Source organism: Actinacidiphila sp. bgisy144 (genome assembly GCF_057708105.1).
This window is the reverse complement of the sequence record NZ_JBYIRM010000005.1, coordinates 100,924-115,670: the sequence shown is the minus strand read 5'-3', so window position 1 is coordinate 115,670 and position 14,747 is coordinate 100,924. Positions and strand designations below refer to the sequence as shown.

The window sequence follows — 14,747 nt, the reverse complement described above, 5'->3', positions numbered from 1 at the left end:
GGTGCGAGGACACGGGTGTGCCATGGCGGGCCGACCGGCCGGGCGGTGCGTGGCCGGGCGACCCGCCGTGGGCGATCCTGACAGAACGTCAACTCGTTCGGGTAGCCGGGTCGTTGGTGCTTGCGGCGCCGGTCTCCACATGTCCGGCGAAGCGGCGTACGTAGGCGGGGTCGGCGTCGGAGGTGACCGTGACGTCGTACCAGTGGTTCGCGGCGGCGACTCCCCAGCCCGGAACGGTGCGCGAGCCGCCCGCCGCCACGGTGTAGGTGTAGTGGTCGCCGGGGGCGTACGCGTCGGTGGCGGTGAAGGTGACCGCCGAACTCCCGGGGTTGGTGAACACCAGGGTCACCTGGCCGGCCGAGGCGTCGTTGCGCGCGGCCACCTCGGGCCCGACCGAGCCCGCCGTACCGGCCATCCGGCGCAGGAAGCCGTTCGGCCCGTACACGGAGAAGTCGTACCGCGAGGAGGCGGCGGGCATCGCCCAGGTGTCGGTGAGCGTCCTGCCCGCCTCGACCGTGTACGGCCAGGGCCCGTCCGAGCGCACCGCCGAGGTGACGAGGAAGGCGGCGCCCGCGGCACCGGAGTTGGCGAAGGTGAACTGCATCCGCCCGTCGACCGGCCTGGTCCCGACGGCCAGGTCGTACGGCAGCGCGCGGGCGTTGCGCAGCCCGGACTCCTGCGGGGGCAGGGCGCCGGCGGACGGCGGAGTCGGCACGTAGTCGCCGGGGTTGTCGTGGTTCGGCGGGGCGTATCCGCCGGTGCCCGGCAGTGTGGGCGCCGAGGCGTCGCTGCGGGTGAAGTCGAAGGCGGCGGTGAGGTCGCCGCAGACCGCGCGCCGCCACGGTGAGACGTTCGGGTTGTGCACGCCGAACCGCTTCTCGACGAACTGCACGATCGAGGTGTGGTCGAAGGTCTGCGAGCAGACCCAACCACCGGTGCTCCAGGGTGAGATGACGATCATCGGCACCCGGGGGCCGAGCCCGTACGGCCCGGCCGCGTATCCGGAGACACCGCCGGTGTACAGGTCCTGCGTGACGTCGGCGGTGGACAGCCCGCGCGCGGCGGAGGCGGGCGGGAACGGCGGCACCACGTGGTCGAAGAAGCCGTCGTTCTCGTCGTAGGTGAGGAAGACGGCGGTACGGCTCCACACGTCCGGGTCGGCGGTGAGCGCGTCCAGCACCTGGGAGACGTACCAAGCACCGTAGTTCGCGGGCCAGTTGGGGTGCTCGCAGAACGCCTCGGGCGAGGCGATCCAGGAGACCTGCGGCAGCTTCCCGTTCAGCACGTCGGACTTGAGCTGGTCGAAGAAGCCGTCGCCGTGGGCGGCGTCGGTGCCGGTGCGGGCCTTGTCGTACAGCGGGTCGCCGGGCTGGGCGGAGCGGTACTGGTCGAAGTAGAGCAGCGAGTTGTCGCCGTAGTTGCCGATGAACGCGTCGCTGGTCCAGCCCCAACTGCCCGCCGCGTCAAGGCCGGTGCCGATGTCCTGGTAGACCTTCCACGTGACGCCGGCCTTCTCCAGGATCTCGGGGAAGGTGGTCCAGCCGTAGCCCGCCTCCTCGTTGCCGAGCACGGGGCCGCCGCCCTTGCCGTCGTTCCCCGCGTAACCGGTGTACATGTAGTAGCGGTTGGGGTCGGTCGAGCTGAGCATCGAGCAGTGGTAGGCGTCGCAGATGGTGAACGCGTCCGCGAGCGCGTAGTGGAAGGGGATGTCGTTCCGCGTCAGGTACGCCATCGTCGTGGTGCTCTTCGCGGGCACCCAGGCGTCGTAGTTGCCGCCGTTCCACGCCGTGTGGGTGCCGGACCAGCTGTGGTCGAGGTCCTGGATGAACTTCAGGCCCAGGTTGTCCGCGGTGGGCCGGAACGGCAGCGTCTCGCGCCCGGCGCCGTCCGCCTGGTGGAAGACCGTCTTCCCGCTCGGCAGCACCGCGGGGCGCGGGTCGCCGAAGCCCCGCACCCCTCGCAACGTGCCGAAGTAGTGGTCGAACGAACGGTTCTCCTGCATCAGCACGACGACGTGCTCGACGTCCTGCAAGGTGCCGCTGCCGGCCACCGCCGGTAACGCGGCGGCCTTCGCGATGCCACCGGTGAGCACGGACGCGGCGGCGGTACCGCCGGCGAGTTGGAGGAACCTGCGGCGGTCGATGTCGGGCACGAACTCTTCTCCTGACGGTCCGGTGGGGTCGGCCCCAGGCGGCGAGCACGCCGAACTTGCGCGAACGTGCACGCTGAGGAGGTCTTCGCGACATGCCCGCGCAGGCATGCCGCGGCAATGATGGGGACGGCCCCAGCCCGGTGTCAATGCCGCCTGACGGCTGTCACCGCCGCCTGACGGCCCGCACCACGTGCACCAGCGCCATGCAGAAGAAGACGAAGCAGACGAACGACATCACGGCGATCACGTTCTGTGTGTCACCCGTGTCGGTCTCGGCGGCGCCCCACGCGAGCAGCCCCGAGAGTACGGCCCACGTGGCCGCCCACCCCGCCGGCCACTTCAGCTTTCCCCCACCGGACCCCCCGCGGCCCCCGGCGCGACCCCCGACGCCGCTTCCGACGCCGTTTCCGACCCGCACAGCCCCGTGCGCATCCGCAGATCCCATGGCGAAACCTCCCGACCCGGCTCCGAGCGAGCCCGTACCGTCGTTCCACCCTCACCATTGTCCCGCGCGTGGCGCGTATCCGCATGAGCGGGCACGTACGCGGGGCGCCGAAGGAATCGCCCCGGCCCGCGCGCCTATTCCGGGACCTGGCCGTCCACGGTGCGCACGGCGTCCACCAGATAATCCCGGTTGACGTCGATCAGGCGGTCAAGCGCTTCCCTGGCGGCGACGAGGCCGTCAATCGTGGCGGAAAGGCGAGTCCGCTCCTGATTCATTGCGGTCAGGGCATTCCTGGCCCTTTTCACGTTGGGCTCCGTCATGCAGGGAACCATCCCGGCGATGGTTCTGCTGGACATTCCTGCGGCCAGGAACACCTGAATCAGCGCCACCCGTTGGACATGTTCGTCGTCGTAGTACCGCTGGCCACTGGGCGACCTCGCGCTGACCAGCAAGCCCTGCTCTTCGTAGTAGCGCAGCGATCGACGGCTTGCCCCGGTCCGGGCGGACAGTTCACCGATCCGCATCTCAACACCTCGTGTGCATTGGGTCACAGCGACTTGCCCTTGACATCAATGTGAGCGTCTAGGTTAACCCCATGACCGGCCGGCGCCTCGCCCCAGGGCATGAGGCCGCCGACCTCCCGCCTCCCGTTTCCCGCCTCCCCGAGCAGGAAGAGAAGAAGTCCGTGATCAAGTTCGTCTTCATGATCAACCGTATCGACGGGATGACCTTCGAGGAATTCGTCGACCACCACCGAAACCGCCACGCCCCGCTGTTCATCTCGATCCCCGAGGCACACCAGTACGTCAAGAAGTACACCGTCTCCCACCCCGTACCCGCCGAAGGCTACCCGCACCCCGCCTACGACGGCATCACCGAAATCTGGTTCGACAACTGGGCCGACCACAACGCATTCTTCGCGTCCGCGAATTACAAGGAACTGGTGAACCCGGACGAGAGCACGTTCATCGACATGGCCTCGGTCACAGCAATGGTCACCGAAGAAAAATCGATACTCTAACCCCCACCCAACCCGCCGCCACCAAAAGCCCGATGGGGCACCCCGGCATCCGGGGCACCCCATCGAACCTGCTGAAGCGTTAGCGCTGCGGAGGCTGTGGGATTTGAACCCACGGTGACATCGCTGCCACGACGGTTTTCAAGACCGTTCCCTTCGGCCGCTCGGGCAAGCCTCCCCGGGTGCCGGTGGGGCACCCGGGGACAGCGTATCGGGTTGTCCGGGCGGGGCGGGAAGGGGCGGGCGGGGGGAGGGAGGGCCGTCAGCTGTTGCTGTCGCCGGTGCGCTGGCCGAGCGTCAGGGTGGTGGTGTGCGAGGAACCGTCACGGGTGTACGTGAGGGTGACCTGGTCGCCCGGCTCGTGCTGCCAGATCTCACCGATCAGCGTCTCGCCGCTGTCGATGAGCGTGCCGTCGAACTTGGTGATCACGTCGCCGGGCTTGAGTCCCGCCTTCGCACCGGGCCCGTTGGCGGTGATCGCGGAGCTGGAGTCCGTGGAGATCTGGGCGCCGTCGCCGTCGTACTGGGTGTTGAGGGTGACCCCGATGACCGGGTAGACCGGCTGGCCGGTCTTGATCAGCTGGGTGGCGACGCGCTTCGCCTGGTTGATCGGGATGGCGAAGCCGAGGCCGACGCTGCCGCCCTGGCTGCCGGCCGTCGAGCTGCCGCCGGGCTGGATCGCGGAGTTGATGCCGATCACGGCGCCGTCGGCGTTGAGCAGGGGGCCGCCGGAGTTGCCGGGGTTGATGGAGGCGTCGGTCTGGATGGCGCTCATGTAGGAGGCGCTGCTGCCCTCGCCGTCGCTGGAGGCGACCGGGCGGTGGACGGCGGAGACGATACCGGTGGTGACGGTGCCGGCCAGGCCGTAGGGCGCGCCGACCGCGATGGTGGCGTCGCCGACCGCGGCGTTGTCGGAGTTGCCGAGCGGCAGCGGGGTGAGCTTGACGCTGCCGGGGTTCTTCAGCTTGATGACGGCCACGTCGTATCCCTGGGCGCGGCCGACGATCGAGGCGTCGTACGTCTTGCCGTTGGAGAAGGTGACCGTGAGCTTGCCGCTGTCGGCGGCCGGGGCGACCACGTGGTTGTTGGTGAGGATGTGGCCCTGCTTGTCGAAGACGAAGCCGGTGCCGGTGTCGGATTCCTGGCTGTTCTGCGCCTTGATGGTCACCACGCTGGGCAGCGTCTTGCTGGCGATGCCGGCCACCGAGGTGGGGGCGCGGTTGAGCGCCTTGCTGCTGCTGGCGGCGCTGATCGTGGTGGAGCCGGAGTCGTCGTTGTTCTTGGCGGCGTAGTAGCCGATCCCGCCGCCGACGCCGCCGGCCACCAGGGCGGCGACCAGCACCGCGGCGACCATCCCGCCGATGCGCCGCTTGCCGCGCCCCTCGCCGGACGGCGAGCCGGGGGGCATCGGGGTGCCCCACACCGGACCGCCGGGCGAGCCGGGGGTGCCGGAACCGGGCTGCGGCGTGGCGTACGAGGGTGTGGACGGCACCGCGTACGGGTCGTGCGCGGCCGAGCCCTCCTGGGAACCCTGGTGCTCAGGCCCCTGCGGACCCCCCTGCTGGCCGGGCTGACCGGGCTGACCGGGTTCGCCGCCCTGCGCCGTGCCGTACGCCGCCGCGGGAGCACCGTACGCAGGCGTCGGAGCGGCCGCCGGAGCCGCCGGCTGCGCGTACTGCGGCGGCGCGGGCGGCGCGGGCTGGACCGGGTGGGCCGGCTGGACGGGCTGAGCCGGCGGCACCGGCTGAGGCGCCTCGTACGACGGCGCCTTCGCCGCCTCGTACGGTGACGGAGCCCCCTGCCCGGCCAGCGCGCTCGGCGGCGGGCCGTACGGCGACGGCGGACCGACCGGCGGTGGCGCCTGCGGCGGCACGGCGTCGGTGCGCTGCTCGCCCGGATGGGCCGGCGCAGCGGCGGCAGGAGAGGGCGCCGGAGCCGCGGCGGGCCCCTCGGCACCCGCGTCCGGCGCCTGCGGCGGCACCTGGTCGGCGGGGGCCGGAGCGGCGGGCGGCGCGGCGGGGGCCGGCGGAACGTGCGCAGCCGGGGCACCGTCGGACGTGCCCGCCGACTCCGCAGCCGGTACGGACGACCCGGCTTCGTTCTCGGTGCTCACAGCGTTTCTCCTCAGGGTCATGACGAACGACAAAAGACATGGGGACCGATCACGTCGTGCACCCAGCATTTCCTATGACGTGTCGGACCGCCGTAAGAGGTACCTGTGCACGCGCACGCATGCCGCCGGTCGGCCGTACGGGACCCGCCGCGCACCCGGCCCTCCGCACCCCCTGCGGCGCAGGCGGCCGTGGCACAGCTCCTGGCCGCCGGGCGCACGGTGGCACCATGGCCGGGTGACGTTTGCGCGCGTGGCCCCGGAGCCGTACCCGGAGGGACGGCCGGTCCAGGTCGTCGCCCACCGGGGCGCCTCCGAGGACGTACCAGAACATACGCTCGCCGCGTACCGGAAGGCTATCGAGGACGGTGCGGACGCGCTCGAGTGCGACGTCCGGCTGACCGCGGACGGCGAGCTGGTGTGCGTGCACGACTGGCGGGTGAACCGCACGTCCAACGGCAGCGGCGCGGTGTCGTCCATGGAGCTGGCGGACCTCGCGGCACTCGACTTCGGCTCCTGGAAGGGCCAGAACGCCGACCCCGAGGCGCCGGAGCGCTTCACCCAGGACCGGTTCGGCGGCGACGGCCCGGAAAACCCGCACGCCCCGCACAACACGGATGACCCGAACGACCCGGGCGAGCGCAGCCGGGTGCTGACCCTCCGGCGGCTGCTGGAACTCGTCGCCGACACCGACCGCAGGGTCGAGCTGGCCATCGAGACGAAGCACCCGACCCGCTGGGCCGGACAGGTGGAGGAACGGCTGCTGGAACTGCTCGGCCGGTTCGGCCTGGACCGCCCGGCGGCCGGGACGCCCTCCCAGGTGCGGGTGATGAGCTTCTCCGCCCGCTCCCTGCGCCGCGTCCACCTCGCCTCGCCCGCACTGCCGACGGTCTACCTGATGCAGTACGTCTCCCCGCGGCACCGCGACGGACGGCTGCCGGCGGGCGTGGGCACGGCCGGCCCGAGCATGCGGATCGTCCGCGCCAACCCGGGGTACGTGGCGCGGCTGCACCGTGCCGGGCACCAGGTGCACGTGTGGACCGTGGACAGCCCTGAGGACGTCGAGCTGTGCGCGCGGCTGGGCGTCGACGCGATCATCACCAACCGCCCGCGCCGGGTGCTGTCCCAGCTCGGCCGCTGAACGGGAGGCGGCCGCGTACGGCGGCGCCGCCTTCCGCGCCCTCGCCGCTGCCACCGTCACCGCTGTCACCGCCGCAGCCATCGCCACCGTCGTCACCGCCCTCCGCCTTCCGCCTCCGCCGCGTTGCCGACGGGCTCCGCCGCCGTCGCACGCGAGGCGCGCGCCTCACGGGCCGAATCGTTACGCCATGCGCCGGATCGTGCCGTACCCAGGGCGTGTCCCATATCAGCCGTCAGTGTGCCGTAAAAGATCGCGCTTGGCCTGTTTCCGCTCGAGTGCCAAGGGGCATCCACCCTGTGGCGTGGGGTGAAACAAGGAGGTCTCGGGGGTGTCGTTGATGGTGGCGCAAGAGGTGCCGACGTCCACGGCCGTGGCCCTGCCCCATGGCCCGGCGGGTGTCGCGGAGGCGAGGCGCAGGCTGCGTACGGACCTGTACGCACGCGGAGTGCCCGAACCGGTCGTGGACGACGCGGTCCTGATCCTCTCGGAACTCATCAGCAACTCCTGTCGGCACGCCCGCCCGCTGGGTGACGACGTGCTCGACGGGCTCGGCGCGAGCCGCGCGGGCAGCGGCACAGGTAGCGGTACGGGCGACACCATGCGGACACCGGAGGACCGGGCGGGCGTGCAGACGCCCGCCCGCCATCCGGGCCGCCCGCAGCGACCGGAGCGCGACCCGCGGCCGCAGGGCCGCATACTCGCGGCCTGGTCGGTGGACGACGGCGGAATGCTCGTCCTGGAGGTCACCGACGGCGGCGGCCCGACCCGGCCGCGCCCGTCGAGCCCCTCGCTGACCGCCCACGGCGGCCGGGGTCTCGGCATCGTCGGCAGCCTCGCCCTGCGCTGGGGCGTGCGCGACGCACCGGGCGAGGTGACGGTCTGGGCGCAGCTTCCGGTGCGCGGCCGGCACGCCCGCCGGGACACTCCCATGGGCACCGGCATCGGCCTGCCCCTCGGGGTCCCCCTCGGCCTCCCGCTCGACCTCGCCGAGTCCCTGGACGACCTGGGCTAGGACGCTCGGCGCCGCACGAGCGGCCACCCTGCCCGTCGGCGCCGGGGTCGGCTCGTACGGCGGCCCGTCCGTCGTACCGCGGCGCCGAGGTCGTACGGCCGCGCCCCGGCACTCCTGACCCGTACGAACCAGGACGCGCGCGCGGCGCGAGGGTCGTTGCGGCGAGGACCGGGCCCGCCGACCGCTAGGCTCGCTGGCCGGAAGAACGCCGTACCGGGAGAGACCGGGAGACATCCAGCATGGCCAAGAAGCGCGCGACCGCCACCAAGTCCAGCAGCCGACAGGCGGCGGCAGGCGATGCCGTACCTGTCGTCGGCGCGCGCGAACCGTGCCCGTGCGGCTCGGGGCGGCGGTACAAGGCGTGCCACGGCCGGGAAGCGGCGCACGCCGTCACCGAGTTGGTGCGCCGCCCGTTCGAGGGGCTGCCGGGGGAGTGCGACTGGGTGGCGCTGCGCGAACTGGTGCCCGCCGCCACGGTTCCGCTCACCCTGAAGGCCGAACTGCCCGAGGGCGTGCCGTCGGTGACCTTGGGCACGGTGCTGCCGATGGCCTGGCCGGCGCTGCGCCGCGACACCGGCGCCGTGCTGCTCGGCTTGCAGAACGACGCGTCGAGCGGCGACATCAGCCGCGACCTCGCGGACACCCTGGCGCGGGCGCTGACGGCGGAGCCGGGCAACCCGGTGGAGAGCCGGCGCCCCGCCCCGGACGCGCCCCGGTTGCAGGACCTGCTCGACCTGTCCGTGCCGTTCGAGCCGCAGGTGCACAGCGGCTTCGAGTTCTGGCTGGAGGACGCGAGCGCGGCCGGCGGCGAGGTGGCCGCGTCTTTGGAGCGGGCCAACCAGGCGGCGATCCCCACCGTCCGGCTGACCGGCGTGGACGCCGCGTACTGGTGCGAGACGCCGGAGAAGAACCATCTGCGCTGGGTGATGCCGCAGCCGGAGGACGACCTGCTCGACGCGTTGGCGCGGCTACACGCCGCCGGTGCCTCGGGGCTCGGCGAGGGCACCCGGCTGGTCGGCTCCTTCCGGGCGCACGGCCTGATGGTGCCGGTGTGGGACCTGCCGGTCGGCATGTCCGCGGAGGAGGTGGAGAAGCCCGCCGCGGCGTTCGGGGAGCGGCTGGCGGAGACGCTGGGCCGTACCGGTCCGCTGACCGCGGAGGAGCGCAGGGCGCGCAGCGGCTTCACCAACCGCCAGATCACGCTGAGTTGACGCGGACGCACCCCCCGAAAGGTACCGACCAAGCGGTCGGTCAGTGATTCCGATCACAACTCCCCTGGAAACACCGGGTCATGGCCCGGCTCCCCCGAACGGGGAATTTGCTAACCGCCGAAGTCTTGTTACCGTTTGAACAGCCCGGTCGCTGGTGCATCCCCCGTCGCCAGCGGCCGGGCCTTTCCATGCCCCGGCCCGTGCCGCACCGACGTAATCCGTCGCGCCGCCGCCTTCCGGGTACTGATCTCGTCGTCCGGCCCGGTTCAGTCGTCGCCCGCGGAGCTGTCCGGGGAGGGGCTGGCGTGGGCGGTGTTGTGGCCGACGTCCCCGCGGTGCTCGACGTCGTGGCCGGAACCGGCGGTGGCCACCGCGAGGGCCAGTACGGCGGCGAGCGCGGCCGCACTCGCGAGGGCGACCCGGCGCAGGCCGTCGGCTCCCGACTGGTCGTGGCTAGCACCCCGGGCGCGCCCCCGCCGGCCCGAAGCGTTTGACGGCTGCTGCGACTTCAAAGGGCTCACCTGCGCTCGATGTCCGGGGTCCGGGTGAACATAACGCCCACCGTCCGCCGGTGGTTCCGGCGACACCCGGCCCCTACCCCGCCAAAGGCCGTCCAGCACCCTGTCGGCGGCCTGTTCCCGTCCCCGGGAGGCCGTTTTGGCGGTACGGGCCGCCCGCCCGCCGACCACGGACCGGGTGCCGTTCGGTCGGGACCGGTCCGTTCATCAGACCGGGTGCCGTTCATCAGACCCGTGCCGTTCATCGGGCCCGGGACCGCTCAGTAGCGCAGCCGGTCCCCGTCGGGCGCGGTGCGGCCGGCCCGGACCAGCGCGTCGACGAGTTCGTCGATCTGCGGCAGCCACGGGGTGCGCTCGGCGGTCCGCATCGCCCGGACCGCGTCGGCCACCCGGCCGGCCCGCACCGCCGCCCTCGGCACGATCGGCACGACCGGCTGGCGCACCCACCGCAGCGGGCCCGGCAGCCCGCCGGCCGGCGGCAGCGCCACGTACCCGCCGTCGCCGTGGTAGCGCAGCGAGGTCGGCACCCATTCCTGGCGGTCGAGCAGTTCGCCCAACTCGGCGAGCGAGTAGGGCGCGACGAGGAAGACGTAGCGGGTCGGGGTGGCCACGACCGGGCCGAGCCGGCAGCCGAGCTGCCCCATCGCCTCCAGGGCGCGCGCGCCCGCGGTCGCGGGCAGGCTCGCCGCCGAGACCCGGTCGCCGGTGGCGAGCACCACGGGGGCGTCCGGCCGCCGGGTCCACCACCAGCGGACCATGCGCGGGTCGCGGGTCGCGGCGAGCAGCCCGGGATCGACCGGATGGACGCCGGGCACCACGCAGTTGGGGCGCCCGCAGGCGCAGCCGGAGTTGTGCGGGTCCTGTCTGTCGAGCCCGACGCCGGGTACCACGCGCCACTGCCACCGTTCGGCGTAGGTCAGCGCCGCGTCGACGTACGCGGTCCGCTCCCTTCGCCGAAGAGAGATCTTGCGTCGCCTTCCGAGGATCTCGCGCATCAGCGCTCGTTCCTTTCCGTTAACGCCCAGGGATCTGCCCACTGCACAACGTAACTGTCGAGCACACCGCATACGAGGCAGCGCACCGCACTGCCAGCCGAGCGTGGAACGTGGCGGAGGGTGGCGCGTCATCGGCGCTCTTGGCTCGCGCTGAACTCACCGCGCCCTGGTCGCGGGCCATGTCGCATGGTCCGTACCGGACGCCGCACCCTTTGCCACTCGGGGTTGGGTCGGCCGTCAACTGTATACGTGCTACGACGCTTGAGCCGGACTTCGGGTTCCTACCCAGCACCCGCGAAATGACGCGCTGTTGGCTGGGGCCAGTCGATCGTGCGCATACACCGGGGGCGGCTGTTTTCGGCCAACATCCGGAAAACAGAGCCGTCCGGGGCACGCTTCCGACACCACTCCGTGTACCGGGACAATCCTGGACATGCCCGCGATCGTGCGTGTAGAAGTGGGGTCTTGACAGCAGCGCAGCACACCATGGGGGTTTGCGATGCTATTCATGCAGACGCGCCGCGCATTGCGGACGAAAAGCGACGATTGTTCCACCGGCCGGCACCCGGCCGAAAGCCTTCGGCCATGAGCACCGCACGCGTCGGAAAAGTGGCCGGAAGCGAGCCGTCCGCTCCCGTCCGGGCGGACACTGGCGCCCCTGTCCCCGCACCGGCCGCCGCGGCGGCGACCGTCGCGGCCACCGCGGCCGTGATCTCCGGGCCGGGCGCTGCCGCCACCGGGGCCGGCCCCTTCCCACAGGACGCGCCGCTTCCGGTGCCGCACGCGCAGGGCGCCGCGACACGCGCGGCCCCGCCCCGCGGCACCCTTGACCACTCCCTCGCCGTCCAGGACCGGCTGGCCGCCTGGGTGTGCGACCTGTCCCTGCTGCACGGCCTGACCGAGCAACTGGCGCGGACCGCGGCGCTCGACGACGCGCTGCACGAGGTACTGCGGGCGGGCGCCACCCTCGTGGGCGCCCGGCGCGGCCTGGTCACCCTCGACCCCGCGGACGGGCTGGGCCCGGCGACGGCCGTCGGGCTGGGCCTGGGCCGCAGCGACCTCGGCACCCTGGAGACGGTCCCGCTCGCCGCCGCGCGTGCCGAAACGCTGCTGCCCGACCTGCTGCACGGCCCGGGCCCGTCCACACGGCACCGCGAGGTCGCCGCGCAACTGGGCCTGGCCGCCAGCTACGCGGTGCCGCTCGTCGCGGAGGGCGCCGCCGAGGACGCCGGGCAGCCCCCGGCCGGACCGGGCCCGTCGTACGAGCACACGTACGAACCTGCGTACGGCGCCGACTCCGGCACCGGTCCCTACGATGCGGCACCCTACGATCCGGCCCCGTACGGCCCCGCTGCCGACCACGGCCCCGCTTCCGGCGACCCCGCCGACCGGTCCGACAGCCGGACCGGCAGTCGCCCCGCCGGCCACCTCGGCACCGCCGTCTGGTTCTACGACGACCCCACCGCCCCCACCGACCGCCAGCGCCGCCTGGCCGGCCTCTACCTGCGGTTCGCCGTCGAGCACATCGCGCGCTGCCTGGCGCTTCACCGGGCCCGCGCCGCCGCCCGTGCGCTGTCCGAGGAACTGCTGCCCACCCGGCTGCCACGCGTGCCCGGCCTGCGGATGGCCGTACGCCACACCTCGGGCCCGCGCGGCGGCGGCGACTGGTTCGACGCGCTGACGCTGCCCGAGGAGGCACTCGGACTCACCGTCGGCGGGGTCACCGGTGCCGGACCGGGCGCGGTCGCCGCGATGGGACGGCTGCGGGCGGCCCTGCGGGCGTACGCCGTGATGGAAGGTGAGGACCCGGTCGCCGTCCTCTCCGACCTGGAACTGCTGATGCGGCTGACCGAGCCGGCCCGCAGCGCCACCGCGCTGTTCGCGTACGCCACCGCGCTGCCGGGCGGCGGCCGCAAACTGACCATGGCGGGCGCCGGGCACTGCCCGCCGCTGATCGTCGGCGAACGCCGCTGCGAGTACGTCGAGACCTCGCTGTCCGCGCCGCTGAACATGCTCACCTGCTGGGAGGCGCCCAGCGCGGAGCTGGTCCTCCGGCCGGGCGAGAGCCTGCTGCTCTACACCGACGGCCTGCTGCACCGCACCGGGGGGCCCGCGGACCGGGCGCTGTCCCGGCTGCACTCGGCGGCGCAGTTCGCCCCCAGGAGTGTGCGGGCCGACCCGGAGGCGCTGGCCGACCATGTGCTGCGCGTGCTCCTCCCGGACGGGCGGGACCGGGCGGAGCACATGGAGGACCTGGTGCTGCTGGCCGTCCGCTTCGACGACTGACGGCCGCGGGCCCGCGGGCCCCGGGCCCACGGGTCCACCGGCCCACGAGTCCACGGGTCTCCGGGTCCGATGGGTCCTTCCGCCGTCCATTCTCCCCCTGCCGCACCCCGGCGCCGCCGGTTTTCCACAGGCCGGACCGCGGGGCGGTCCCGGTTGTCCACAGGCCCCCGGACCTGTCAGGGGCGGCGCCCATACGATGGACGAAAGGGACCATTGCGAGGAGGCAGGACGTGGCGAAGGCCGAGGACAGGCAGGACACGGCGGGGGGCCGGGGCGAGGAAGCCGAAGCGGCGGCGCGGTCCGCGGCGGGCGAGGCGGCGGGCGCTGCCGCCGACGCGTCCGGTGACGCGTCCGGTGACGAGGTCGCCGAGGGGCAGGAGAGCGCGATCAAGACGCGCAAGAACGGGCTGTACCCCGGTGTCTCCGACGAACTGGCCGCGTCCATGAAGAGCGGCTGGGCCGACACCGAGCGGCGCGGCCTGGAGCCGATAGCCCAGGCTCCTTATGCGGCCGCGCGCCGCGCCGCACTGTCCGCGCGCTTCCCGGGCGAGCGGATCGTGGTCCCCGCGGGCAATCTGCGCACCCGCGCCAATGACACGGACTACCCCTTCCGCGCCTCCACGGAGTACGTGCACCTGACCGGGGACCAGACCCAGGACGCCGTCCTCGTCCTCGAACCGCTGGAGGAGGGCGGCCACACCGCCACCGCCTACCTGCTGCCGCGCTCCGACCGGGAGAACGGCGAGTTCTGGCTGGACGGCCAGGGCGAGCTGTGGGTCGGGCGGCGCAACAGCCTGTCCGAGGGCGAGCAGCTCCTCGGCCTGCCCTGCGAGGACGTCCGCACGATCGCCGACGTGCTGCGCGAGGCGACGGGCCCGGTGCGCGTCGTGCGGGGTTACGACGCCGGGGTCGAGGCCGCCCTCACCGACAAGGTCACCGCCGAGCGGGACACCGAGCTGAAGACGTTCCTGTCGGAACTCCGCCTGGTCAAGGACGAGTTCGAGATCGGCGAGCTGCAGAAGGCGTGCGACTCCACCGCCCGCGGCTTCGAGGACGTGGTGAAGGTCCTCGACCGCGCCCAGGCCACCAGCGAGCGGTACATCGAGGGCACCTTCTTCCTGCGCGCCCGCGTCGAGGGGAACGACGTCGGCTACGGCTCGATCTGCGCCGCGGGTCCGCACGCCACCACGCTGCACTGGGTGCGGAACGACGGCCCGGTCCGCGCCGGCGAACTGCTGCTGCTGGACGCGGGCGTGGAGACCCACACCCTCTACACCGCCGACGTCACCCGCACCCTGCCGATCGACGGCCGCTTCACCCCCCTGCAGAAGAAGATCTACGACGCGGTGTACGACGCACAGGAGGCCGGTATCGCGGCGGTCAAGCCCGGCGCCGCCTACCGCGACTTCCATGACGCGGCGCAGCGCGTGCTCGCCGAGCGGCTGGTCGAGTGGGGCCTGCTGGAGGGCCCGGTGGAGCGGGTACTCGAACTCGCCCTCCAGCGGCGCTGGACGCTGCACGGCACCGGCCACATGCTCGGCCTCGACGTGCACGACTGCGCCCAGGCCCGCACCGAGACCTATGTGGACGCCGTACTGGAGCCGGGCATGGTGCTCACCGTGGAGCCGGGGCTGTACTTCCAGGCGGACGACCTGACGGTGCCGGCGGAGTACCGCGGCATAGGGGTGCGGATCGAGGACGACATCCTCGTCACCGAAAGCGGCAACCGGAACCTGTCGGCGGGGCTGCCGCGCCGCTCGGACGAGGTCGAGGAGTGGATGGCGGGGCTGTCCGGCTGAGCGCCCGCGGCGCGGGCCGGACCGGTGGGGCGGCGCCCTGTCCTCGGCAGGGGCGTCCGG

11 protein-coding genes and 1 tRNA gene are annotated in these 14,747 nt (G+C 72.8%); 6 read left to right on the top strand and 6 right to left on the bottom strand.

Annotated elements, in window-relative coordinates; all coding sequences use genetic code 11:
- Positions 1 to 88 precede the first annotated feature (88 nt).
- Both AC3EVP_RS07810 and AC3EVP_RS07805 read right to left on the bottom strand, forming a co-directional pair.
- Positions 89 to 2,152 carry a phosphocholine-specific phospholipase C gene (locus AC3EVP_RS07810; RefSeq protein WP_435127535.1) on the bottom strand — a complete coding sequence of 688 codons (2,064 nt, stop codon included), beginning with the start codon at positions 2,150 to 2,152 and terminating at the stop codon, positions 89 to 91.
- A gap of 579 nt (positions 2,153 to 2,731) precedes the next feature.
- Positions 2,732 to 3,121 carry a MerR family transcriptional regulator gene (locus AC3EVP_RS07805; RefSeq protein ID WP_435127533.1) on the bottom strand — a complete coding sequence of 130 codons (390 nt, stop codon included), beginning with the start codon at positions 3,119 to 3,121 and terminating at the stop codon, positions 2,732 to 2,734.
- Between the two features lie 71 nt (positions 3,122 to 3,192).
- On the opposite strand from AC3EVP_RS07805, the gene AC3EVP_RS07800 reads away from it, so the two are divergent.
- Positions 3,193 to 3,618, top strand: coding sequence for an EthD domain-containing protein (locus AC3EVP_RS07800; RefSeq protein WP_435127531.1), 426 nt, complete (start codon positions 3,193 to 3,195; stop codon positions 3,616 to 3,618).
- 88 nt (positions 3,619 to 3,706) lie between these two features.
- Here AC3EVP_RS07800 and AC3EVP_RS07795 read toward each other — a convergent pair.
- Together AC3EVP_RS07795 and AC3EVP_RS07790 are read right to left on the bottom strand one after the other, a co-directional pair.
- Positions 3,707 to 3,793, bottom strand: a tRNA-Ser gene (locus tag AC3EVP_RS07795).
- Between the two features lie 84 nt (positions 3,794 to 3,877).
- Complete coding sequence (locus AC3EVP_RS07790; RefSeq protein ID WP_435127529.1) at positions 3,878 to 5,728, bottom strand: S1C family serine protease; 1,851 nt, start codon at positions 5,726 to 5,728, stop codon at positions 3,878 to 3,880.
- Between the two features lie 235 nt (positions 5,729 to 5,963).
- Here AC3EVP_RS07790 and AC3EVP_RS07785 point away from each other — a divergent pair, with 235 nt between their 5' ends.
- From AC3EVP_RS07785 to AC3EVP_RS07775, 3 genes are all read left to right on the top strand, one after another.
- Positions 5,964 to 6,866 (top strand): glycerophosphodiester phosphodiesterase, encoded by a 903-nt coding sequence (locus tag AC3EVP_RS07785; RefSeq protein WP_435127527.1) that lies wholly within the window; start codon positions 5,964 to 5,966, stop codon positions 6,864 to 6,866.
- A 445-nt stretch (positions 6,867 to 7,311) separates the two neighbouring features.
- Positions 7,312 to 7,878, top strand: coding sequence for an ATP-binding protein (locus AC3EVP_RS07780; protein WP_435127525.1), 567 nt, complete (start codon positions 7,312 to 7,314; stop codon positions 7,876 to 7,878).
- Between the two features lie 239 nt (positions 7,879 to 8,117).
- The gene (locus AC3EVP_RS07775; RefSeq protein WP_335971643.1) at positions 8,118 to 9,089 is read left to right on the top strand and encodes a DUF5926 family protein; all 972 of its coding nucleotides are present in this window, start codon (positions 8,118 to 8,120) and stop codon (positions 9,087 to 9,089) included.
- Positions 9,090 to 9,355: 266 nt separating this feature from the next.
- Here AC3EVP_RS07775 and AC3EVP_RS07770 read toward each other — a convergent pair whose 3' ends face one another.
- Together AC3EVP_RS07770 and AC3EVP_RS07765 are read right to left on the bottom strand one after the other, a co-directional pair.
- The gene (locus AC3EVP_RS07770; RefSeq protein WP_435127522.1) at positions 9,356 to 9,610 is read right to left on the bottom strand and encodes a hypothetical protein; all 255 of its coding nucleotides are present in this window, start codon (positions 9,608 to 9,610) and stop codon (positions 9,356 to 9,358) included.
- A gap of 257 nt (positions 9,611 to 9,867) precedes the next feature.
- Complete coding sequence (locus AC3EVP_RS07765) at positions 9,868 to 10,602, bottom strand: bifunctional DNA primase/polymerase (protein WP_435127520.1); 735 nt, start codon at positions 10,600 to 10,602, stop codon at positions 9,868 to 9,870.
- 585 nt (positions 10,603 to 11,187) lie between these two features.
- On the opposite strand from AC3EVP_RS07765, the gene AC3EVP_RS07760 reads away from it, so the two are divergent.
- Both AC3EVP_RS07760 and AC3EVP_RS07755 read left to right on the top strand, forming a co-directional pair.
- Complete coding sequence (locus AC3EVP_RS07760) at positions 11,188 to 12,888, top strand: PP2C family protein-serine/threonine phosphatase (protein WP_435127518.1); 1,701 nt, start codon at positions 11,188 to 11,190, stop codon at positions 12,886 to 12,888.
- A gap of 386 nt (positions 12,889 to 13,274) precedes the next feature.
- Complete coding sequence (locus AC3EVP_RS07755; RefSeq protein WP_335972214.1) at positions 13,275 to 14,687, top strand: aminopeptidase P family protein; 1,413 nt, start codon at positions 13,275 to 13,277, stop codon at positions 14,685 to 14,687.
- Positions 14,688 to 14,747 lie beyond the last annotated feature (60 nt).